This is a genomic window from Streptomyces sp. NBC_00247 (assembly GCF_036188265.1).
Classification (GTDB): Bacteria; Actinomycetota; Actinomycetes; order Streptomycetales; family Streptomycetaceae; genus Streptomyces.
The window spans coordinates 2,730,789-2,752,206 of sequence record NZ_CP108093.1 but is presented as its reverse complement, the minus strand read 5'-3'; the positions used below and the strand labels follow the sequence as shown (position 1 = coordinate 2,752,206).

Genomic DNA, 21,418 nt, shown 5'->3' with positions numbered 1-21,418 from the left:
CGGCCCCGAGGACCGACACTGGGGCGGTGACCTCTTCGACGCCCGACCGCGACGCCCTCGGAACCTTCCTGCGTGCCCGACGCGCCCGCGTCACCCCCGGCGACGTGGGCCTGCCCACGAGCGGTCGGCGCCGCACGCCCGGTCTGCGGCGCGAGGAGGTCGCGCAACTCGCCGGGGTCGGGGTCACCTGGTACACGTGGCTGGAACAGGGAAGGGCCAGGAACGCCTCCGACCAGGTACTGGACGCGGTGGCGCGCGTCCTGCGTCTGGACGCCGCCGAGCACCGCCACCTGATGGTGCTCGCGGGCCGGGGCGCACCCGCCGAGCCGGGACCGCCCATGGACCTGCGCCCCGAACACACGGCCGTCCTCGGCAAGTTGCTTCCGTATCCGGCCGCCGTGCAGACCGACTGCTACGACCTGGTCGCGGCCAACCGCACCTACCGCTACCTGTTCGCCGACCTCGACGCGTACCCGGCCGAGGAACGCAACTGCGCGTGGCTGATGTTCACCGAACCGAGCTGGCGCAACAGCCTGGTCGACGAGGACACCGTCCTGCGCGACATGACCGCGAGACTCCGTGCCCGCCAGCCGGAACACCGCGACGACCCCCGCTGGAACGCGCTGATCACCCGGCTGCGCCAGGAGTCGCCGGACTTCGTGCGGCACTGGGAGTCGTACGAAGTCGGCGCGGACCGGAACCAGTTGCGCCACTACCGCTCCCCGCGCGTCGGCGCCCTCGACGTCCAGTTCCAGAGCCTGTGGCTGGACCGGACGCGGGGCGAGCGGATCATCGTCATGACGCCCGACGACCCCGCAACCGCCCAACGCCTGGAACGCCTCGACTCGTTGGTGGGGGCCGCACCGGCGTGGACCTCCCGCGGCGACTCCGCCGAAGGCTCGGCCGCGGGGGCCTGAGCGGGCCGTGTTCGTGGCGGCGGCCTTCGTGGCCTCCGCCACCTGGCAGTCGCCGCCGGTCGGCGGCGGTGCGCTGCTGGGGCGCGTACTGACCGGCCCCCGCGGGAGGTTGGTGACGGCGTCGCTCTCCAGCGCGGTGATCACTGGACTCGCGGTCCACCTGGTACTCGCCCCACGGTGACGACAGGGCCTACGCGACCGCGTCCCCGGACCCTGCGGACGGCGACTGCTCCTTCGCCGTCGCGATCACGTCGTCCAGCACGTCCCGGGAGCGCTGGAGGTCGCTGATCATGCGGTCGATCCGGTCGCGTTCCGCGCCGAGGTCGCTGACCAGCCGGGGCGTGGCGGTCGCGGCGGGGCCGCCGTCCGAGTCCCGTACGCAGGGCAGGAGTTCACCGATCTTCGAGCTGCGCAGTCCGGCCGCGTAGAACTCCTGGATGCGGATCACCCGGTCCACCGCGCCGTCCGGGTACTCCCGGTGCCCGCCGGGTGTACGGTCCGCCTTCAGCAGCCCCCGCGCCTCGTAGTAGCGCAGGGAGCGTTCGCTCACGCCGGTACGCCGGGCCAGCTCGCCGATCCGCATGACGCTCCACCTTCCCCGGGACTTGAACCTGACACCGGTGTCAATTCTTACCCTCCCGGCATGACGAACGCACCGGCGCCCACCTCCGTCCCCGTCCCCGTATCCACCCCCGTACCCGGTTCCCCGCAGGTGTCGGTCTTCGAGCCCGCCGCGCTCGGCCCGCTCCGGCTGCCGAACCGCCTGGTGATGGCCCCGCTGACCCGCAACCGGGCCACCGCCGGCGGGGTCCCGACCCCGCTGATGGCCACCTACTACGCCCAGCGCGCCACCGCCGGCCTGATCATCGCCGAGGCGTCCACCCCGAACGCGGTGGGCCAGACGTACCCGAACATCACCGCGATCCACCGCCCCGACCACGTCGCCGGATGGCGCATGGTCACCGACGCGGTACGCGCGGCGGGCGGGCGGATGTTCCTCCAACTCCAGCACGGCGGACGGGTCGGACACCCCGACACCAGTGGCCTGACCCCCGTCGCCCCCTCACCGGTGGCGCTCCCCGAGACCCTGCACACGCCCACCGGCAAGCAGCAGGCGCCCGTCCCGCGCGAGATGAGCCTCCAGGACGTCGAGGACCACGTGGCCGACTTCGCCTCCGCCGCCCGGCGCGCGATCGAGGCGGGCTTCGAGGGGGTGGAGGTCCACAGCGCCAACGGGCACCTGCTCCACCAGTTCCTCTCCCAGAACACCAACCGCCGCACCGACGCCTACGGCGGCCCGGTCGGCAACCGCGTCAGGTTCGTCGCCGAGGTGGTCCGGGCCGTCGCCGAGGAGATCGGCCCCGAGCGGGTCGGACTGCGCGTCTCCCCCGGCAACACGGTCAACAGCATCGAGGAGGGCGACACCGAGGAGATCTATCCCGCCCTCGTCGCCGCCCTGGCCGACAGCCGGATCGCCTACCTGCACATCGGGTACGCCGACCCCGGCCAGCCCGTGTTCCAGCGCATCCGCGAGGAGTGGCCCGGCACCCTGATCGGCAACCCGGTACTCCCGAAGGACCGCATCCCCGAGGACGGCGGACTCGCCGCGAGCGAGCGGCTGCTCGCCGCCGGAGCCGACCTCGTCGCCCTCGGCCGCCCGTTCCTCGCCAACCCCGACCTGGTCCACCGGCTGCGTACCGGAGCGCCGGTCAACCAGGTACGCGACGCGTACATGATGTACGTCGGCGGGGCGACGGGGTACACGGACTACCCGGTGCTGGCGGAGCCGCCGGCCGTCGGGTGAGCCGGGACGGGGAGCAGGTGGCGCCTGGCCCGGAGACCTCCTCCGCCGCCGCTGACCCCGGTCGGGGCCCCCGGTCAGGGGCGCGGGGCACCGCCCAGCCAGGCGAAGGCGGATTCCTTGATGTCGCGCTCCAGGTCGCTCCCCTTGGTCGCGAAGATTCGGCTCACCGGGTAGCCGCTGGCTTCCAGCAGGTAGGCGAGGGCCGCGTACTCCCTCGGGTACCGGGCGACCGCCTCCGCGTCGATGTCGACGATCCCGGCGGGGAAGGTGAACGTGCCGAAGTCGTAGACGCTCTTGCGGTCGCTGATGCGCCACATCCCGTCCCGCTTCTCCAGGCGGTCGATGAACCGGTTGTGACCGTTGCAGCCGAGCCGGAGGTCGACGTTCTCGCCGATGATGACGGCGTTGGTCTCGCTGACGGCGCGGGTGCCCTCGGCGGAGAAGGTCACCACGGGCGCGGTGATCAGGTGCTTGGTGCGGAAGGCGGAAGCCCCCATCCGTGCGGAGGCGTCCACGAACTCGTACGCCGGCCCCTCGAACCAGGTGATCTCGATCCGCGCGTCGGAGTGGAAGAGACCTCTGAGGAGATCCCACTCGCCCAGATCACGGTGGATCCAGCCGGTCATGAGGTCGGCGATGTCCTGTCGGTCCTGAATCGTCACGTTCATGCGTCCAGTTTTCGACACGAAGGGCGATAGGTCCAACCGAAAGATACGATCGATTGATCGGTGCACACGATGGATGAGGGGGGAGGCGACCGGTGGAACTGCGGCACCTGCGCTACTTCGTCGCCGTCGCCGACGAGCGCCACTTCGGCCGGGCCGCCGGCCTGCTGCACGTCACCCAGTCCACCCTCAGCGCCCAGGTGCAGGCTCTGGAGCGGGAGGTGGGCGGACGCCTGTTCCGTCGGACGAGCCGTCGCGTCGAGCTGACCGAGGCCGGAGAGCAGTTGCTCCCCGAGGCCCGCCGCGCCCTCGCCCAAGCCGACCGGGCCCTCCAGTCAGCCCGGTGGTCGGTGCGCGGCGAGACGGGGGCGGTACGGATCGGCTTCTCCGGCGTGGCAGCCCTCCAGGGGGTCCTCTCGGAGGACCTGCGGGGCTTCCGCCGGGCGCGCCCCCGCGTCGACCTCACCCTGACCGAACTGCCGCCCGCCGCCCAGGTCCAAGGGGTGCGGGACGGTTCACTCGACATCGGCTACTGCCCCGACCTCGGTCTGGCCGACACGACGGCCTCCGCGTCGTCCGGCGCGCGCTCACCCCGATGTCCGTGGCCCTGCGCGCGGACCACGAACTGGCGTCCCTCGCCTCTGTGACCACCGCCGAGTTGAGGGCCCACGACCTCATCGTCTTCGCGAGCCGCGAGGAGGACGAGACCGTCCTCTCCCGGCTCTGGCCCGCCCCCGTGGAGGACCGATCCCGGGTCCGCCTGGTCGGCAGCACCCTCGGCGTCCTCGCCCTCGCGGCAGCGGGCGAGGGGGTGGCCCTCGTCCCCACGGCCACGGAGCGCATCACCCTGCCGGGCCTCGTCCACCGCGCGCTGCGTGACGCCCCGGCCGGTCCGGACCTGCTGGTCCTCGGTCGGCACGACGAGACGTCGGGAGCGGTCCGCGCCTACCTCGACACCGTCCCCTCGCCCTGACCGGGCCCCCGCGGGGACCGTGGCAGGAGTCGCGGCTGCGGGATCTGGAACCGGCCGGTCCGGAGTACTGCGGCTCCCGTGGGGCCGGCGCTCTGCCGGTGACCGGAGCCCCGGCCGCCGACCGGGCCCACGACGCGCGAAGGGCAGTCAGGCGCGAGAGCGCCCGTCCCCGCCCCTTCCGTGACGGTGAGCAACGTCATCGCTGCCGACCACACGCGCGTGGGAACCGTCTCACTGCCCGATGCCCTCCATGTAGCGACAGTTGGACTCGGTGACCACGACCGCGCGTCCACGGGCGACAACGGGAACGGACCTTCATGAAACTGGCAGTCAGAACCGCAGCGGTAGGGGCGGTCCTCGCGGCCACCGCCGTGCTGGTGGCTCCGGGAACCGCATTGGCTGACGACCCCAAGGACGGAGGCGTGGCCCGCTGTGCTGAGGGCAAGGTCTGCCTCTTCGACGGCCCCAGCCTCACCGGGGACGTCCTGCAGCTCGATGCGGTGGACAACCGCAACATCGGAGCGGCGTGGAACGACCGGGCGGGCTCGCTGTGGAACCGCAGCAACCTCAATGTGTGCATCTGGACCGACGCCGACTTCCGCGGCCTCAACTGGATCATCGAGCCCGGTAACAAGCAGGAACTCTGGGCCCTTTACGACAATTCGGTGACCAGCATCGAGGCCCATTCCGGCTACGGCTGCGGGGGCTGAGCCGACCGGTTGACCCGTCCCGCCGTCCTCCTGCGGTTGAGCGAGGATGGCGGAGCGGGGCCGGATGGCGTCCGCCCTTCGCCACTCGCCCTTCGCCACTCGCCCTCCGCCCGGTCCGGCAGAACGCGGCCCCGTCCGTCGCGGAGGCCCCTCGGGCGGGTGTGCGGCCCAGCCGCTTCGCGATCGAGCTGACGATCACTCACGGCAGACGCTTGGTCAGTAGTAGCCCTTGGTGCCGTCGAGCAACTCCCGGACGATGTCCGCGTGTCCCGCGTGCCGCCCCGTCTCCTCGACCAGGTGGATCAGCATCCAGCGGAGGTTGGCGCCGGCCGAGTGGAAGCCGGTGTGGCGGCCGACGTCTTCCAGGGAGGCCGCGGCGACGATCTCGTTGCTGCGCACGCACTGGGCCTCGTACTCCGCGAGCAGTTCGGCGAGGGGACGGCCGCCGGTCTGCCAGTCGGCGTCCTCCACCGACTCGTCGAACGACGGGTTCTGCTTCTCGTCGCCGTCGAGGAACAGCACTTCCAGCCACGTGTGCTCGGTCCAGCGCATGTGGGAGACGAGACCGGCCAGTGTCATGAGCGGAGAGCTCGGGAGGACCGAACGGTGTGCGTCCTCGTCGCTGATCCCCTCGCACTTCCAGCGCAGGATCTGGCGTTGCAGGTCCAACCAGCCGATCAGTGCCGTGCGTTCGTCGGCCTGGAGCGGGGGGCGTTTCAGTTCTGATGTCATAGCGGCGCACGCTACCGGGGTGGTGGGAAAGCGCCACCGGATTTTCACGGGCCGCAGAACGGGTCCGGGCCGGCCGTCGCCCGGGGCGCGAGCGGACGCCCGTGCCCCGGGCCGCGTGGTGCGACCGGTTTCACGGCTCAGCGGTCGGCGGCGAAGGCGACGAAATTCGCCCAGGCGGGGGCGGTGATGAGGAGCGCGGGCCCGGTGGGGTTCTTGCTGTCGCGGACGGGGACGAGGCCGGGGAAGTCGTCGGAGACTTCGAGGCAGTTGTTGGCCCCGCCGTCGCTGTAGGTGGACTTGCGCCAGTGCGCGTAGCTGACGTCGAGGGTACGGCTCATGGTCTGTGCTCCTCCAGGACACCCCTGATGAACGCGGCGGATTCTGACGGGGGCAACGCCAAATCCCGGAGCCGATCGTAGGACAGCCGATAGCGTGTTACTGCTGACTGGTCTTCGACCAATTCGGCACATCCGTTGCCTTCGGTGTAGGCAATGGCCCCGCCATCCTCCTGCCACAGCAGGGTGAGCGAGCCGTCCATCAGGTTGTGTGCCCCCGCAGTGAAGGGCAGCACCTGGAGGACGAGCGACGACATCTCCGACACCTCGACGAGGTGGCACAGCTGTTTTCCCCAGGCCTTGGCATCGGAAACCGGGCGCCGCAACGCGTACTCGTCCATGATGATCCGCACCGAGGGAGCCGGGACACGGTGGAGCAGTTGTTGTCGACCCAGGCGCGCCACGACCTGCTCCTCCACCAACTCGGCTTCTGCTTGGGTTTCCCCGGCCCCGGACAACGACTCCCGGGCGACGTCCTCCGTCTGGAGCAGCCCCGGAATTCCCAGAGTGAACAGGTGCATGATCCGGGCCGTCGGCTCCAGCCGCATGAACTCCTTGTACTTGTCCTTGAAGACTTCCCTCCGGGCGACCTTCCACAATCCCTGGAGCAGCTCCCCGCTCGCGTAGTACCGGTCGAGGTCCGTCATCACCTCCAGCTTGGACAGCCGCTGGCCGACCTCCAGCCGGTACAGGTAGCTCTTGTCGTAGCGGGTCTCCTCGGCGAGTTGTCCGAGCGACTTGCCGGCCTTCTCCCTGAGGTAGCGCAGTGTGCGGCCGAGCGCGGCGCGGCCCGACTCCTCGTCCACGTCGACCGGTTCGGCCATCGTGGTCCTCCCGTTGTCCTGTGCGCGGGCAATCGTGTGCTGCTTTTGAGAGTAGGTCGCGGCGGTGATCATCGAGTCACGAACGGTGAGCATCACCCGATGGAAGTCACCCCGAGTCACTGCGTCTGCGAGGCACACGTCATGGCCGATTCCCAGTTCCGCCTGCTGCCCTGGAACTCCCCCGAGGGCAGGCGGTGTTACCTCAGCACCGACGACCCCGACAGCCGGATGTCGCGGCTGGCCGACGACGTGGAGGCCGAGCTCCTGGCCTGCGGGGAGGGCGTGCTCGCCGGGGCGCGGGAGGTGCTGGCGGACGAGTCGGCGGGGGAGGTCGCCGTACGGTTCGCGCTCCGGGCGGCCACCGACTCGCTGCGGGACGTGTTGCTGGTGGCGGAGTGCCGGGAGGGGAGGCCGCCGCTGGCCTGGATGGTCGGTGGGACGAGCCCGGGACCCCGGCGGTGAGGGGGCGCGGTCGCAGGGCGGCCGGGCCCGGTCCGTCCGGCTAAACCCTGATGAATGCCGTTCAAAAGTGTTCTCCAGAGCTACTCCGTACATTCCGTTCCGGCCCTGAATCAGTCGTTCCCGTTCTATTACAGTGCTGGCGGAGCCGTACCGACGGTAGGGGGACTGGCCGGATGACCATCGGGACCACAGCTGTCTGGGGCCGTGTGGAACAGCAGGACTTCCGCAGCCGGGTACGGGGGGCGCTGCTCGGCGCGGCGCTCGGGGACGCCCTCGGGGCAGCCGTCACCCCGCTCACGCTGGAGGAGATCCGGGAGGCCCACGGGGTCGGCGGGGTCGCGGACTTCGTGCCGGTGGACGGGCGGCGGGGCGGTGTCACGGCGGTCACCCAGCTGACGCTGTTCACCGTGGACGGGCTGATACGGGCGCAGGTGCGGCGCGACACGGGCGCCTGGCACCCGCCGACCGACGTGTACCGGGCCCATCTGCGGTGGGCGGCGACGCAGCGCGACTGGGGGCCCGACGAGCGGCGTGAGGGCGACGGCTGGCTCGCGCGTGAGGAGTGGCTGTACGCCCGCCGCGCCCCCGCGCGGTCCTGCCTGCACGGCTTCGGCGACACCACCATGGGCACCCTGGAACGGCCGAGGAACCCGGACGCCCGGGACTCCGCCGCGCTGACCCGGTCCGCGCCCTTCGGGCTGCTCGCGGGGTGGGAGCCGCAGCTGGTGTGCCAGCTCGCCGTGGAGTGCGCGGCCCAGAGTCACGGGCACGCCACCGCCCAACTGGCCGCAGGTGCCTTCGCGGTGGTGGTCCACGGTCTGGCCCGGCGGGACACGCTGGACGGGTCGGTGCAGCGGGCGCTGGCGCTGCTCGCGGAACGCCCGGGCCACGAGCCCGTCACCGAGGCGGTGCGCCGGGCCCTCGGAGCCGTACGACAGGGCATTCCCGGGCCCGCGCTGATCGAGTCGCTGGGGGCGGACGATTCGGCCGAGGAGGTGCTGGCGGTGGGGCTGTACTGCGCGCTCGTCGGCGAGGACGTACGCCACGGGCTCCGGCTGGCCGTGAACCACGGAGGGCCGTCCTCGCCCACCGCGGCGGTCTGCGGGGCGCTGCTGGGCGCGCTGCACGGGGAGACGGCCCTGCCGCCGTCCTGGCTCGCCGAGATCGAGGGCCGGGCCACCCTCCTGGAACTCGCCGACGACTTCGCGATGGAGATGACCCAGGGCCCTGCCCTGCACAACGCCACGGCCGCGGCACCGGGTTGGATCGCCCGCTACCCGAGGGCATGACCGGGCCGGGTCGCAGGTATCGCGGGGGCTGCGGGCAGTGCGGACGGGCGTGCCTCGGGCGTCGTCCGGTACGCCCAACGCGGGTGCCCGGCAACCCTATTGGAGTGGATCATGGTCGCTGGTCGGCATAGGGTCGGTCCCATGACCGCCTACGTGATCGCAGACGTGCAGTTGACCGGCGATGCCGAAGAGCTCGCCGAGTACCGGTCGAAGGTGGTGGCGACACTCGCGCCCCACGGGGGCCGCTACCTGGCCCGGGGGAGCGAGATCGACGTCGTCGAGGGGGAGTGGGCGCCCGGGCAGATCGTCCTCGTGGAGTTCCCGGACCTGGCCTCCGCGCGCGCCTGGAACGACTCGCCGGAGTACCGGGCCATCGCCCCGCTGCGCATCCGGAACACGGACAGCAAGAGGCTGATCGTCCAGGGGCTCTGACCACCCGGGGCCGGGCTCCGGGGCGAGAGGCCGGACCGGGTCACTCGTCCCGGGCCCGCCCGCGCGGAGATGCGGGCCGCAGCAGCACCGGCCGGAGCCTGCTGTAGCCGCGTACGGACACGGGGCGCAGCGACCGGAGTTCGTACCCGGGGAGTCCCGCGAGCTCCCCGGCCAGCTCCGTGTTGACGAGGACGGTGTCGGGACGGGCCACCGCCGTGAGGCGGGCGGCGATGTTCACGGCCGCCCCGTAGACGTCGCCGAACCGGCTGAGGACGGCTCCGTGGGCGAGCCCGGTCCGTACCTGCGGCAACCGCTGCTCGGCCTCGGCGCGTGCGGTGAGCTCCAGGGCGATGTCGGCCGCCGCGGAGGCCGACTCGCAGACGAAGAGCACCTCGTCGCCGATGGTCTTCACGACCCGGCCCCGCCCCTCGGCGACCACGTCACCGGTGAGGCTCTCGAACAGGTCCAGAACCCGGACGAGTTCGGCGTTGCCGAGGCCGCGGGTCATCCGGGTGTAGCCGACCATGTCGGTGAAGCCCACCGCGCGGTCGCGGACGTCGGCGCCCTCGTACGGCGGCACCTGCCCGCCCGCGGCTCCGCGCGCCGACTCGCCCCCCGACCGGTCCGCCCGCTGCCCCGACCCGGCGCGTGCCGCCTCGTCCGCCTCGGCGAGGACACGTTCCGCGTACGCCGCGAGGTGCCGGCGCCAGACGTGCTGCTGCAACCGCTCCATCTCCGGGAGCAGTGCCGCGGCGTGTGCCATCAACTTCCCGCCGTCGAGGGCGAAGCCCGACTCGCCGTCGAACTCCGACTCGCCGCCGAACCCTGACTCGCGGTCGAATTCCGCCTCGCGGTTGATCCAGGACCAGAGGGTGCCCACCTCCCACTCGGCGAGGCGGGAGAGGTGGTGGCCCAGGGCGCGGGCCATCATGATCTCGCTCTCCTCGGTGATGAGCCCGGCCGCGATGAGCCGTTCCCCCGCGCGGAGCGCCTCCACGTCGGCTTCGGTGAAGACCCTCGCGTCCTCGTCGACCATCGGGAAGCCGAGCGCGCGCCAGATCTGCGCGGTGCGCTCGGCCCCCACCCCGGACCGTTCGGCCATCTCCTGCCGCGTCCAGACGCGCCCACCGCCGAGCAGTACCTCCTCGACGGCCCGGCCGAGTTCGGCGACGCCGGGGAGCCCCCCGGCCCCCGACGCCCCCCGCTCCGGTCCCGCCGCACTCATGTGGTGTGCACGATCAGTACGTCGAGCGGCGCCTTCCGGGCGATGTCCGCCGGTACGGAGCCGAGGATGCGGCCGGCGAGCGAGCGCAGCCCGCGGTTCCCGACGACCAGCAGATCGGCGGACGTCTCCTCGGCGATCCGGGTCAGCGCGGCGACCGGTTCGTCCTCCACCGCGATCGTCCGCACGTCGTCCGCGCCCTGTGCCCTGGCCCGGTCCGTCGCGACGCGCAGAGTGGCCTCGGCCGGTGCGGAGCCCACCACTTGGTACGCCTCAGCGCCCAACTGGTCCTGTGCCTGCGCGAGTTCATGCCCGCGCAACGGTGCGTACGCGCAGGCGATCACGAGTTCGGCCGCGCAGGCGGCGGCGAGCCCGGCCGCCCTTTCGACCGCTGCCAGCGACGATTCCGAGCCGTCCGTGCCGACCATGACCGTCCGGTACGTGACCACGCCAAACTCCTTACTCCTGAGTCAACTTACTGAAAAGTAAGGTAGGGCGGGGCCGGTCTGCCGGGCAAGGGGCGGGAGGTGTGCGGAGGAGGTGACGTGCCGCACGCACCACCTTCCGGCCGCGTGGCCCGATCTCGACACCGGGTGGGGGCGTGGGCGCGGCAGGGGTGCCGGGCGGGTGTCGGTGCCGCAAGGTCGCCGGGTGGGGTGGTGGTGCCGACCGCGTCACGGCGGCGACGCCGGACGCCGTCGGGGTGCACCGACTAGCGCGCGTCTCCCCGCGGGGAGGGCCGCCCCCGGCACCGTGCCGGGGGCGGCTTCCGTCGTGGGCGCGGCGGGGCGCCCGAGGCCGCCGAGCCGGAAGCCCTGTCCGCGGAGGGCGTGTTCGCTTCAGCCGAGGATGTCCCCCGAGCGGGTCGGGACGGCGTCCAGGGCGGCGAGGGCCGTCGGGTCGAGGGCGATCGTCCCGGTGGCCACGTTCGCCTCCAGGTGCCCGGTGTCGGCCGTGCCGGGGATGAGCAGCACGTTCGGGGCGTGGTGGAGCAGCCAGGACAGGCCGGTCTGGGCCGGGGTGCGGCCCAGTGACTCGGCGACCGCGAGGACGGCCGGTTCCTCGGTCACCTTCGGCATGCCGGGGAAGGCGCTTCCGAGCGGGAAGTACGGCACCCAGGCGATGCCCTCCGCGACGCAGAGCCGGAGCATCTCCTCGTCGTCGCGGGCGACCAGGCTGTACGCGTTCTGCACGCAGACGGGACCTGCGGGGAGTGCCCGGCGCAGTTCGTCGATGCCGACATGGCTGACGCCGATCGCGTCGATCTTGCCCTCGTCGCGCAGGGCGGTCATGACGGCGAGCTGGTCGTCGATGTCGACCACCTGGTCGCCTTCGGCGATCAGGCCGGGAGCGCGGGAGGCGCGGCGCAGGTTGACCACGGGAATCCGGTCGAGACCGAGGCTCTTGAGGTTGTCCTCGACGGAGGCCCGGAGCTCTTCGGGCCGCTGGGCGAGACGCATCGGGTGCGGGCCGCCGGAGTGGGGCGTGGCGCCGACCTTGCTGACGACGGTGACGCCGTCCTCGGGGCGGACGGCCTCGCGGATGACGTCGTTGGAGAAGCCGTCCCCGTAGAACTGGGCGGTGTCGATGTGGTCGACGCCGAGCTCGACCGCCCGGCGCACCACGGCGAGGGCGGCGGCACGGTCGTGGGCGAGGCGGTGGAGCTGCATGGCGCCGAAGCCGATGCGGGAGACGGTACGGGCGCCGAGCCGGCCGGCCCCTCCGGCGCGGGGGACGCCGGTGGCTGTCGTGGTGTCTGTGCTCGTCATGAGGTCATCCCGTTCTCGTGAGAGGATGAAGAAACGGAGGAACCTCCGTTATGTCGACGGTACCACTACCGGAGGTTCCTCCGTTTTGAATGCTCCAGACGCCGCGGATTCCCCCGAGTCGCCCGGTATCCCCGAGTCCCACCCCGCCGCCGGGCATCCCGCCGCCGGCCGCCCCGCCCGAGCCGACGCGCGACGCAACCGCGAGAAGCTCGTCGCCGCCGCCCGTACGGCGTTCGCCGCGGCCGACGACACCGTCCCGCTGGAGACCGTCGCCCGCGCGGCGGGCGTCGGCATCGGCACCCTGTACCGCCACTTCCCCACCCGGGAAGCGCTGGTGGAGGCCGTCTTCGCGGCGGAACTCGACGCCGTCACCGAAAGCGCCGACGAACTGCTCGGCACGCTCCCGCCCGAGGTCGCCCTGCGCGCCTGGATGGACCGGTACGCGGAGTTCGTCGCGGCCAAGAGCGGCATGATGGGCACCCTCCGCTCCGGCTGGGCATCCGGGGCCATCGCCACCCCGGCCACCCGGGAGCGCCTCACCGCGGCCGTCGCGACCCTGCTCGCGGCGGGGGTGCGCACCGGTTCGCTCCGCGCGGACGTCGATCCCGACGACGTCACGTCCATGGTCTTCGGCGTCTTCCACGCGGTGGCCATCGGCGACACCCCGGACCGCACCGGCCGGGTCCTCGACCTCGTCGTGGACGCGCTGCGCCCGCGCGGCGGCGCCGGAGACCGGGCGGAGGGCTGACGGCCCCCGTGGCCCCGGGGCCGCCGGCCAACGACATCCGCACCCCTTCCCGTGCCGCCGCCCCGGCGCTCGGCACGGAACGCCCGGGGGCCGTGGACATGCTCCGGCTTCCTGCCGCGCTCCGCGCCGTCGCGGTGTTCGGTCCGTTCAGCCCGCACGCTCCCGGCACTGAGGAAAAGGGCTGTCGCCGGATCGGTCTCACACCGCATACTCCGCGGATGACGACGCCGGCCGCACCCGTGATCATCTTCGACGACGAGTTCCACATGTACGTCCTGAGGGACCAGGCGTACGCGGAGGCGTGGTGGGAGATGCCCGACGAGTACTCCTGCGGCTTCGACGCGACGGCCAGACCGTTGCGCATGACGGGCGAGCCCCACCGGGTCCGCCTCGAACCGACCGGTGAGGAGCCGGACGAGGCCCGGCTGCGCGGCTTGGTCGCCGACCACTACCGGCGCTACCTTCCGGGGCGGCAGCCGCCCTCCGCGCCCGGTCTGCCGGACTTCGTCGCGCAGCTGCCGCGCGAAGGGAAGTGACCAGGCCCGGGCCGCTCCCGCTCACCAGGAGACCTCCCCCGGACGGCCCACCTGTCTCGGTGACGGCGCGGGTGCCGGACACCAGGCTGTTGCGGTCGGCGAGTCGGCGGGCCGGGAAGCACGACGACGCGGTGGGAGCTCTTCGCCTTCTGCTGGTTCGCCTCTCCCTGAGAGCCTCCCCATCGTGCGGGGCCCGGCGCACCGTGCGGGGGCCCGTCGCATCGCCCACGGGCCGGTGGCCCCCGGTGGCGACCGCCTTGCGGCGTCGACAGCCGAGGAGCCCCGGCCCGTGCGCGTACGTACCCCTTCCCGCGCCCGCGTGCCCCGGAAGCCCCGGGGCGGGGCGTCAGTCCCGGACCGGGGCGGCGTCCGCGGCCGGGCCACCTTGGGCGGGCAGGGACGCGGCGGCCGAACCGTCGTCGCCGTCCTCGTTGATGCGGGCGAGGACCGCGTCGCGCTCCGGGGTGTCCTCCGGCTTCACGAACCCGATCACGATGTACAGGATCAGCGACACGGCCAGCGGCACCGAGACCTGGTACTGGAGCGGGACACCGCCGTCCACGGCCCAGTTGATCGGGTAGTTGACCAGCCAGAACGCGAGCAGCCCCATCGCCCAGCTGGTCAGCGCCGCGGTCGGCCCGGACTTGCGGAACGTACGCAGCAGACCGAGCATGAACGGGATCGCGATCGGGCCCATCAGGCCGGCGACCCACTTGATGACGACGGTGATGATGTCCTTGAAGGTCGGAGAGCTGACCTGCGTGGCGACCGCCATCGACAGCGCGAGGAAGGCGATCGTGGTCCAACGGGCCGCGATCAGGCCGACACGCTCGTTCCAGCCACGCGCCGCCTTGGAGAGGGTCGGCGCGATGTCTCGCGTGAAGACGGCGGCGATGGCGTTGGCGTCCGAGGAGCACATGGCCATCGTGTGCGAGAAGAAGCCGACGATCACCAGGCCCAACAGGCCGTGCGGCAGCAGCTGTTCCGTCATCAGGGCGTAGCTGTCCGAGGCGTCCGGCTTCTGCGCGTGGACGAGCAGCGGCGCGCACCACATCGGGAAGAACAGCACCGCGGGCCAGACGAACCACAGGACGGCGGAGAGGCGGGCCGAACGCGTCGCGGAGCGCGCCGAGTCGGTGGCCATGTACCGCTGCGCCTGGTTCCACATGCCGCCGTTGTACTCGAAGGTCTTGATGAAGAGGAACGCCAGCAGGAACGTCACCGTGTACGGACCGGCGGTCGGGTCGGCGTGACCCTCGGGGAGCTTGTCCCAGACCGTCCACAGGGTGGAGAAGCCGTCCAGCTTGCCCATCACGGCGATCAGCATCGCGAGTCCGGCGCACAGCTGGATGACGAACTGCCCCAGCTCGGTGAGCGCGTCGGCCCACAGTCCGCCGACCGTGCAGTAAACGGCGGTCACCACACCGGTGATGAGGATGCCCTGGCTGATGGTGAGTCCCGTGAAGACGGAGAGCAGCGTGGCGATGGCGGCCCACTTGGCGCCGACGTCCACGATCTTCAGCAGCAGACCGGACCAGGCGAGAGCCTGCTGGGTCTGCACGTTGTAGCGGTTCTTCAGGTACTCCAGCGGCGACGCGACCCGCAGCCGGGAGCGCAGCCGGTTGAGCCGGGGCGCGAAGAGCTTCGCGCCGATGAAGATGCCGATGGCGATCGGGAGCGACCACGTGACGAACGAGGTGACCCCGTACGTGTAGGCGATGCCGGCGTAGCCGGTGAACATCACCGCGCTGTACCCCGACATGTGGTGCGAGATGCCGGACAGCCACCACGGCATCTTCCCGCCGGCCGTGAAGAAGTCGCCGACGGTGTCCACGCGCTTGTGCGACCAGAGTCCGATCGCGACCATCACACCGAAGTATCCGATGAGTACGGTCCAGTCGAGACTGTTCATGTACCCCTCCAGGGGTCCGCCTTGTGAACGGGAACGCTCTTCGTCAGTACGGCCGTTCAGCGGTACCCCGCGCGGGTTACGGGGACTTGGGGGATTGAACCGCTTCTTCCAGGGCGGGGTCAAGGGATAGGCGGTCATGAATGTGAACGCAGATCAGCACTCCGAACAGTTTTACCTGTTCTTGACCTAGTGGCCCGTTGTGCGGAAGTGAGGGGGGCCACACGATGGGCGGGCACTTCGTCAGGCTGTCCGAACCATTGAACGCAGGCGTCGCGCGCGACGCGGGGGAACGTGGGCGACACGGGCGGGCGCAGGCGGGCGCGGGCGCGTGCCGATCGGAGGCGCGTACCGCACCGAGGGTGCATGCCGATTCCGGCAGGGCGCCGACCGCCGCGCCGTCGGCCGTGGTTCGCGTGCGCACCGCTCGCGCACCGTCGCCGGCGTACACACGGCAAGACCGCACGGGATGCGGGTCCCGTGCGGTCGAGGAGGGGGGAACTTGGTCGGTCGACATCCGGCGGTGCCGGAGCGTTGCCGGGGCGGCGGCCGGTTCCCGCCCGAGTCTGCCGACGGTCGTACCGTGCGGCGATGTCCGTACTCCGTGCTGTCCGTACGGGTCGTGCTGTCCGTACGGGTCGTGCTGTCCGTACGGGTCGTGCTGTCCGTACGCCGTTCCGGCGGCCGGGGCGGGTGGACGCCCCCGGACCGCCGTGCGGCGCACCGGTGATGCGCGTGCCGCTCGATCCGCCCCGTCCGGTCACTCCGCGCGAGGCGGTGGCGCCGAACCCTCTCGGCCAGGACGGCGGGCCGGTCGAGAGGGCTGGGCGGACGGCACGGGGACGGACCGGAGGAACTCACCGGTCTCAGGCGTCGAGCGTACGCTCCGCGACGTCCCGCACGAACGCGTTCCAGGCGCCGGGCACGAAGGTGATCGAGGGGCCCTCGGTCACCTTCGAGTCACGGACCGCGATGGAGAGCGCGACGGGGGACTTGACCTCGACGCAGGCGCCGTTGCCGCCGGAGTACGACGACTTGGTCCACATGTCCGTAGCACCCTGGAAGATAGCCATGTTCACTCCGGTTTCGATGAGTTGATCGTGAGCCTCGCACCAGACTGCTTTCAGCTGGCGTGATCGACGCTACTCGCCAACTCCCTCGGCTGAAGATGCCGTTCACTCGACCGGATGGCAATTGCCAATGAACTCTTACCTCATGAGGCGGCGACGGTGTATCGTGCCGTCGCCCCTCACGTCACATCGCTGCATGTCGCACATGACCCGCTAAAGCCGGGTGGCCGGTTCGCGTCCCCCGCGATCGGGGGAGTTGGACCCGCTTTCGCCCGATCAGTCGGTGTACTTCTTCGCGATCTCGCCGATGAACTGCCGGCTCTGCTCGACGTTGAGCGCCTGGGCCCGGAGGTGCTCGTACATGACGCTGTACCGCTGCACGTCGTTCGCCTTCTCCAGGTAGAGGTCGCTGGTGACGCCCTCGATGTAGACCACGCTGGAGTCGGCCGTGTCGGGGAACTCCAGGATGGCGTACTGGCCGTTGATGCCCGGATGCGCGCCCATCTCGAACGGCAGCACCTGCACCGTCACGTGCGGCAGCTTCGAGCAGGCGACGAGGTGCTCCAGCTGCTCGATCATCACCTGCTTGTTACCGACCGTCCGGTGCAGCGCCGACTCGTCTATGACGACCCACAGCCGCAACGGCCGTTCGGGTTCGTTGATGCGGTCCTGGCGCCGGGCCCGGACGTTCACCCGCTTCTCGATGTCGGCCGGCGGCGCCTCGGGGAGCGCACCCGTGATCAGCGCCTCGGAGTAGGCCCTCGTCTGGAGCAGGCCCGGGATGACCTGGGGCTCGTATCCGCGCAGCGACTCGGCGTCGGTCTCCAGACCGATGTAGACGCTGTACGGGATGTCGCCGAACGCGTGCCACCAGCCCTGCTGACGCGAGTCCTTCGCCATCTGCATGAGGGAGTCGACGATGCGGTGGTCCTCGACCTCGTAGACCCCGCAGAGGTCGCGTACGTCGCGCTGGCTGATGGAACGGCGGCCGTTCTCCAGCCGGCTGATCTTCGACTGGGAGACCAGCAGGCGGTCGGCCACCTCTTCGGCGGTCATGCCTTTTTGCTCGCGCAGGCGGCGCAACTCCTGGCCCAGCCGACGTCGCCTGACGGTGGGATTGACGGTGGACGGCACGGAAACGGCACCTCCGGCTGTGTTGCTGTGCGTATCTACTTCTCAGCAGATTGCCACCCTTGGCCCTCGCTTCGCTGGGAAACGGGGAACGCAAGCACGCGGGGCAGCCGGAAGACCGGCTGCCCCGCGTGTGGTGCGGCTCCCGAACCGGGTCTTCGCGGACGTCGGTACGGCGGTATGGGGATTCTCCGCGCGGTCTCCCGCGCGGTCCTTCGCAACGGTGCGCAGCGCGGATGTCCCGCGCGGCGCACCGCGGTTCAGCTCACTGCGTTCAGCCGGCGGCGATCTGAGCCATGCTGCCGCGACGTGCTTGCGGCTGCAACGGCACTCCCGCTGCCTGCTGGTTGCGGCGGGGCTGTGCGCCCGCGCCGCTCTGGACGTCCATCACGGCATGCGCCACGAGACCGCCCATCGGGTCGTGCCTGATCAGGTCCCGGAGGCGGGAGCGTGATGAACGCCCCTCGTTCCCCGGGTACAGGTGCTTGCCGAGTCCGACCGCGTGGGCCAGCGCGGCAAGCGCCGCGGTCCGCGGGTCCGGCGGTACACCGGTGCGGATCGCACTGTCCAGCCGGGACCTGATGTCCCTGCTGACTGCCGTGTCCGTCGCCTGGTAGCGAGTCGTCGGCAGTACTCCGCACATCTGGCCCGCCACGGCATGCACCATGCCGCACCGCTCCAGATGAGCGAGATAGATCTGACGGAGCCCCAGTCGGGGTCCGCCGATCCAGTGGACCGCCCGTACCGGGCTGCCGCGTCTGCGCAGCAGTTCCAGTGCGGAGTCCAGTGTCGGATCTCCAGTCGGCCGTGGCATCACCACGGCGATACGATCCCCGTCAGGGGCTATCCGACCTGCCAGAGCCAGCTCCACTAGCTGTGCTCCGGCGAGGCCGAGGTCGAGCGACTGCGGCTGCGCCGTGGTACCCGTGGTCGGGTCCAGAGCGAGCAGCAAAAGCTCTTCCGGAATTGTTCTGCGGCTCCTGCCCATCCATGCCTCCCCGCGTGGATGAGTGACAGGGTGACCCCTCTCACAACTGTCTGTCGAGAGCGCCTGCCAGCTTTGTACGGGAACCAGTAGGTATGTCGTTCTCGTCTAGCAGCTGAAGCCAGGGTTCACACAGGACACTGGTACACGGTTCGGACAGCGGGGGCAGTCCCCGCGGCTTTAAGAGGAGGCATTGGTGGCGGGCGAGTCCCCCGGCAAGTCGGAGCAGTCGAAGTCCTCGGGGGCGGCTCCGGAGGAACGCGACCCCAGGCTCTCCGTGTTCCGTGAACCCGCCGGACCGAGCGACGACACCGTCGGTGACGCGGCGGACGGCGATCCCGGTTCCGGGACGGACGGCGCCTCCCCCGCGGACGGCGCTTCCGGCACCCCCACCGACGCGGAGCCGGACACGGCCGCGGAGCCGGAGGCCGTCGACGCGGAGCCGGAGGCCGACGGGGAGCCGGAGGCCGAGGCGCGGCAGGACTCCGCCACCGCGGTGTTCCGCTTCCGCGTTCCGGTTCCTTCGGCGGACGAGGCCAAGTCCGAGGCCGAGCCGGAGAACCACGACGAGGACGCGGACGCCGTGGCGGCTCCGGAAGCAGACGCGACGGCGGACGCCACCACCGAGGCCGAGGACGGGGCGACAGAGGCCCCTGAAGGCCCCACAGGGCCCTCCGGGGCCGATTCCGCGCCCTCGGGAGCCTCCGGCGCGCGGGAGCGCTCCGTGAGCGCCCCGGCCGCCGGTACGGACGCGGCCGACGACGAGGCTCCGCAGGACACCGGGGCCTCCTCGGTCGAGGCGGCCGGGAACGACTCCACCGAGGCCGGGAACGACTCCACCGAGGGCGGGAACGACTCCACCGAGGGCGCGGGCGACACGCGGCTTCGCCGTGCGGTCGCCGCCTGGGTCGGCAAGGACGACAGTTCCGCCGAGGCCGGGAAGTCCCCCGAGGCCGGGAAGTCTCCCGAGGCCGGGGAGTCCGCCGACGACGTGGAGACCGCAGCGCCCGAGGAGCCCGAGGAGGAGCCTGAGGCGGCGGCGAAGCCCGAGGCGGCGACCGCCGGTGCCCGGGTGCCCCGTACCCGCGAGGAGGCCACGCCCACCGAACCGGCGTCGGCGGCCACGGGCTCCGGCGCTTCCGGCACGGTCGGCGAGCCCGCCGGCGCGGCGACCGACAGCGACGGCGACGCAGAGGCCGACGGCGACGCCGAGGCAGAGGCCGACGCGGACGGCGCGGACAGCACCGGTGTCGACCAGCCCACCGCCGTGTTCACGTCGGTCCGCCCCCGGATCGACCAGCCGACCACCGCGCTGAAGATCCCCAAGCGCGAGGCCCTGGCGAAGCAGGACCCGAAGCGGGACCCCGAGCGGGAGACCGGCTCGGACTCCGGGTCGAAGTCCGAGCCGAAGTCCGAGAGCGCCTCGGAGCGCACCAGCACCTTCGTGCCGCTGCGCTCGGACGACGTACGGTCCGCGCCCGCGCCGCGCCGGCCCGATCCACGGGGCCCGGTCGTCGGTCCCACGGTCACACCGGCCCTCGATACGCCCACCGAGGGCGAGCCCGACCGGACCCGGTCGCTGCCGCTGCCTCCGAAGCCGCCGCTGGACCTGCTCGCCGAGCTGACGAACACCCCGCCGCCGCGGGAGACGCCGGTGCGTACGGCGGTCCGGCGGGTCAAGATCTGGACGCCGCTCGTCGCCCTGCTGCTGATCGTGTTTGCAGTCGTACAGGTTTTCCGGCCGCTGCCTGATCCCACGCTCGCGGTCACGACGACGCCGACGTTCACGTTCGACGGGGCCACCCCCGACCTCTCGTGGCCGGACCAGGGCCAGGGGTACATGGCGGCGACCGGCCTGGGCAAGGTCGGTTCGTTCGGGAAGCAGAAGCCGGTGCCGATCGCGAGTGTGGCGAAGGCCATGACCGCGTACATCGTGCTCCGGGACCACCCGATGAAGAAGGGTGAGAACGGGGCGTCGATCAAGGTCGACGCCAAGGGCGAGTCGGACGGCAAGCTCTCCTCCGAGGGCGAGTCCACGCTGGACACCGTCAAGGAGGGGAACGTGCTGACCCAGCGCGACGCCCTCTCCGCGATCATGATCCCGTCGGCCAACAACATCGCGCGGCTGCTGGCCCGGTGGGACGCGGGCTCGGAGGCGGCGTTCGTCGAGAAGATGAACGCCACCGCGAAGGAGCTCGGGATGACGAACACCACGTACACCGACCCCTCCGGCCTCAACGCCACCACCGTGAGCACCGCCGAGGACCTGGTGAAACTCGGCGAGAAGCTCGTCGAGATCCCGGCGCTGATGGAGATCACCGTGCTGCCGAGCTGGACCGACCCCACCGGCAAGCTCTGGCCCAACTACAACCGCCTGGTCCCCTTCGACGGGGCGCTCGGCATCAAGACCGGCTCGACCACGAAGGCGGGCGGCAACCTGCTCTTCGCGGCCCACAAGATGGTCGACGGGACCGATCAGCTGATCGTCGGCGCGATCCTCGGCCAGTACGACAGCCAGTCGATCATCGACGAGGTCAACCGGGTCAGCAAGACGGTCATGCTGGCCACCGAGGACGCCCTCAAGGGCGCCACGATCGTGAAGAAGGGCCAGGTCGTCGGGGTCGTCGACGACGGGCTCGGCACCACCACGCAGGTCGTCGCCACCAAGGACGTCAAGGCGGTCGGCTGGGGCGGGCTCACGGTGAAGCTGGCACTCACCGACGACGGCAAGGCCGTCCCGCACGAGGCGGCGGCCGGAACCCGGGTCGGCACGCTGACGGTCGGCGAGGGCAGCAGCCAGGTGAAGGTGCCGGTCGCCCTGGCCCAGGACCTGAGCGAGCCCGGTATCGGGGCCAAGCTTTCCCGGATCGGCTGACGGCCGGTCCGGCCTGCGGGAAGAGGGGCG

General features: G+C 71.5%; 25 protein-coding genes. 13 read left to right on the top strand and 12 right to left on the bottom strand.

Annotated features, from left to right (window positions below; all coding sequences use genetic code 11):
• Positions 1-26 precede the first annotated feature (26 nt).
• Together OHT52_RS11510 and OHT52_RS11505 are read left to right on the top strand one after the other, a co-directional pair.
• Positions 27-917: a helix-turn-helix transcriptional regulator gene (locus OHT52_RS11510; RefSeq protein ID WP_328720049.1), complete on the top strand. Its 891-nt coding sequence runs from the start codon at positions 27-29 to the stop codon at positions 915-917.
• Positions 918-924: 7 nt separating this feature from the next.
• Complete coding sequence (locus OHT52_RS11505) at positions 925-1,098, top strand: hypothetical protein (protein ID WP_443046553.1); 174 nt, start codon at positions 925-927, stop codon at positions 1,096-1,098.
• A 9-nt stretch (positions 1,099-1,107) separates the two neighbouring features.
• On the opposite strand, the gene OHT52_RS11500 is transcribed toward OHT52_RS11505, so the two are convergent.
• Entirely contained in the window at positions 1,108-1,500 is a 393-nt protein-coding gene (locus tag OHT52_RS11500) for a MerR family transcriptional regulator (protein ID WP_328720048.1), read from the bottom strand.
• Between the two features lie 60 nt (positions 1,501-1,560).
• Between OHT52_RS11500 and OHT52_RS11495 the strand changes: the two genes are divergently transcribed.
• Positions 1,561-2,721, top strand: a complete 1,161-nt coding sequence (locus OHT52_RS11495) for an alkene reductase (RefSeq protein WP_328720047.1) — start codon at positions 1,561-1,563, stop codon at positions 2,719-2,721.
• Positions 2,722-2,795: 74 nt separating this feature from the next.
• On the opposite strand, the gene OHT52_RS11490 is transcribed toward OHT52_RS11495, so the two are convergent.
• On the bottom strand, positions 2,796-3,389 hold the full coding sequence (locus OHT52_RS11490) for a nuclear transport factor 2 family protein (RefSeq protein ID WP_328720046.1): 594 nt from the start codon (positions 3,387-3,389) through the stop codon (positions 2,796-2,798).
• A 92-nt stretch (positions 3,390-3,481) separates the two neighbouring features.
• On the opposite strand from OHT52_RS11490, the gene OHT52_RS11485 reads away from it, so the two are divergent.
• The 3 genes from OHT52_RS11485 (at position 3,482) to OHT52_RS11475 (ending at position 5,069) form a co-directional block, all read left to right on the top strand.
• The gene (locus tag OHT52_RS11485; RefSeq protein ID WP_328720045.1) at positions 3,482-4,033 is read left to right on the top strand and encodes a LysR family transcriptional regulator; all 552 of its coding nucleotides are present in this window, start codon (positions 3,482-3,484) and stop codon (positions 4,031-4,033) included.
• Positions 3,982-4,359: a LysR substrate-binding domain-containing protein gene (locus tag OHT52_RS11480; RefSeq protein WP_328720044.1), complete on the top strand. Its 378-nt coding sequence runs from the start codon at positions 3,982-3,984 to the stop codon at positions 4,357-4,359. Before OHT52_RS11485 ends, OHT52_RS11480 begins: the two co-directional genes overlap by 52 nt.
• Positions 4,360-4,676: 317 nt before the next feature.
• Positions 4,677-5,069 (top strand): peptidase inhibitor family I36 protein, encoded by a 393-nt coding sequence (locus OHT52_RS11475; RefSeq protein ID WP_328720043.1) that lies wholly within the window; start codon positions 4,677-4,679, stop codon positions 5,067-5,069.
• 216 nt (positions 5,070-5,285) lie between these two features.
• On the opposite strand, the gene OHT52_RS11470 is transcribed toward OHT52_RS11475, so the two are convergent.
• From OHT52_RS11470 to OHT52_RS11460, 3 genes are all read right to left on the bottom strand, one after another.
• The gene (locus tag OHT52_RS11470) at positions 5,286-5,801 is read right to left on the bottom strand and encodes a DinB family protein (RefSeq protein ID WP_328720042.1); all 516 of its coding nucleotides are present in this window, start codon (positions 5,799-5,801) and stop codon (positions 5,286-5,288) included.
• A gap of 137 nt (positions 5,802-5,938) precedes the next feature.
• Entirely contained in the window at positions 5,939-6,139 is a 201-nt protein-coding gene (locus OHT52_RS11465; protein ID WP_328720041.1) for a DUF397 domain-containing protein, read from the bottom strand.
• The gene (locus OHT52_RS11460) at positions 6,136-6,960 is read right to left on the bottom strand and encodes a helix-turn-helix domain-containing protein (protein WP_328723697.1); all 825 of its coding nucleotides are present in this window, start codon (positions 6,958-6,960) and stop codon (positions 6,136-6,138) included. Before OHT52_RS11460 ends, OHT52_RS11465 begins: the two co-directional genes overlap by 4 nt.
• Positions 6,961-7,101: 141 nt before the next feature.
• Here OHT52_RS11460 and OHT52_RS11455 point away from each other — a divergent pair, with 141 nt between their 5' ends.
• The 3 genes from OHT52_RS11455 to OHT52_RS11445 all read left to right on the top strand — a co-directional run bounded on the left by OHT52_RS11455 (position 7,102) and on the right by OHT52_RS11445 (position 9,143).
• Positions 7,102-7,422 (top strand): hypothetical protein, encoded by a 321-nt coding sequence (locus tag OHT52_RS11455; RefSeq protein ID WP_328720040.1) that lies wholly within the window; start codon positions 7,102-7,104, stop codon positions 7,420-7,422.
• A gap of 173 nt (positions 7,423-7,595) precedes the next feature.
• On the top strand, positions 7,596-8,711 hold the full coding sequence (locus OHT52_RS11450; RefSeq protein WP_328720039.1) for an ADP-ribosylglycohydrolase family protein: 1,116 nt from the start codon (positions 7,596-7,598) through the stop codon (positions 8,709-8,711).
• A gap of 141 nt (positions 8,712-8,852) precedes the next feature.
• Positions 8,853-9,143, top strand: a complete 291-nt coding sequence (locus OHT52_RS11445) for a DUF1330 domain-containing protein (RefSeq protein ID WP_328720038.1) — start codon at positions 8,853-8,855, stop codon at positions 9,141-9,143.
• Positions 9,144-9,183: 40 nt separating this feature from the next.
• Here the strand turns inward: OHT52_RS11445 and OHT52_RS11440 are convergent, their stop codons facing one another.
• From OHT52_RS11440 to OHT52_RS11430, 3 genes are all read right to left on the bottom strand, one after another.
• Positions 9,184-10,368, bottom strand: a complete 1,185-nt coding sequence (locus tag OHT52_RS11440) for an adenylate/guanylate cyclase domain-containing protein (RefSeq protein ID WP_328720037.1) — start codon at positions 10,366-10,368, stop codon at positions 9,184-9,186.
• Positions 10,365-10,814: a universal stress protein gene (locus OHT52_RS11435; protein ID WP_328720036.1), complete on the bottom strand. Its 450-nt coding sequence runs from the start codon at positions 10,812-10,814 to the stop codon at positions 10,365-10,367. The genes OHT52_RS11440 and OHT52_RS11435 overlap by 4 nt, the downstream gene beginning before the upstream one ends.
• 390 nt (positions 10,815-11,204) lie before the next feature.
• Positions 11,205-12,134: an aldo/keto reductase gene (locus OHT52_RS11430; protein ID WP_328720035.1), complete on the bottom strand. Its 930-nt coding sequence runs from the start codon at positions 12,132-12,134 to the stop codon at positions 11,205-11,207.
• 85 nt (positions 12,135-12,219) lie between these two features.
• Between OHT52_RS11430 and OHT52_RS11425 the strand changes: the two genes are divergently transcribed.
• The gene (locus tag OHT52_RS11425; RefSeq protein ID WP_328720034.1) at positions 12,220-12,882 is read left to right on the top strand and encodes a TetR/AcrR family transcriptional regulator; all 663 of its coding nucleotides are present in this window, start codon (positions 12,220-12,222) and stop codon (positions 12,880-12,882) included.
• Between the two features lie 218 nt (positions 12,883-13,100).
• Positions 13,101-13,418 carry a hypothetical protein gene (locus tag OHT52_RS11420; protein WP_328720033.1) on the top strand — a complete coding sequence of 106 codons (318 nt, stop codon included), beginning with the start codon at positions 13,101-13,103 and terminating at the stop codon, positions 13,416-13,418.
• A gap of 346 nt (positions 13,419-13,764) precedes the next feature.
• Here the strand turns inward: OHT52_RS11420 and OHT52_RS11415 are convergent, their stop codons facing one another.
• Entirely contained in the window at positions 13,765-15,330 is a 1,566-nt protein-coding gene (locus OHT52_RS11415) for a sodium:solute symporter family protein (RefSeq protein ID WP_328720032.1), read from the bottom strand.
• Positions 15,331-15,910: 580 nt separating this feature from the next.
• On the opposite strand from OHT52_RS11415, the gene OHT52_RS11410 reads away from it, so the two are divergent.
• On the top strand, positions 15,911-16,057 hold the full coding sequence (locus tag OHT52_RS11410; protein WP_328720031.1) for a hypothetical protein: 147 nt from the start codon (positions 15,911-15,913) through the stop codon (positions 16,055-16,057).
• 136 nt (positions 16,058-16,193) lie between these two features.
• Here the strand turns inward: OHT52_RS11410 and OHT52_RS11405 are convergent, their stop codons facing one another.
• The 3 genes from OHT52_RS11405 to OHT52_RS11395 form a co-directional block, all read right to left on the bottom strand.
• A complete protein-coding gene (locus OHT52_RS11405; protein ID WP_328720030.1) occupies positions 16,194-16,400 on the bottom strand; it encodes a DUF397 domain-containing protein in 207 nt (68 codons plus the stop codon).
• A 273-nt stretch (positions 16,401-16,673) separates the two neighbouring features.
• A complete protein-coding gene (locus tag OHT52_RS11400; RefSeq protein WP_328720029.1) occupies positions 16,674-17,531 on the bottom strand; it encodes a helix-turn-helix domain-containing protein in 858 nt (285 codons plus the stop codon).
• Positions 17,532-17,802: 271 nt separating this feature from the next.
• The gene (locus tag OHT52_RS11395) at positions 17,803-18,516 is read right to left on the bottom strand and encodes a GOLPH3/VPS74 family protein (RefSeq protein ID WP_328720028.1); all 714 of its coding nucleotides are present in this window, start codon (positions 18,514-18,516) and stop codon (positions 17,803-17,805) included.
• 193 nt (positions 18,517-18,709) lie between these two features.
• On the opposite strand from OHT52_RS11395, the gene OHT52_RS11390 reads away from it, so the two are divergent.
• Complete coding sequence (locus tag OHT52_RS11390) at positions 18,710-21,388, top strand: D-alanyl-D-alanine carboxypeptidase family protein (protein WP_328720027.1); 2,679 nt, start codon at positions 18,710-18,712, stop codon at positions 21,386-21,388.
• Positions 21,389-21,418: the final 30 nt, after the last annotated feature.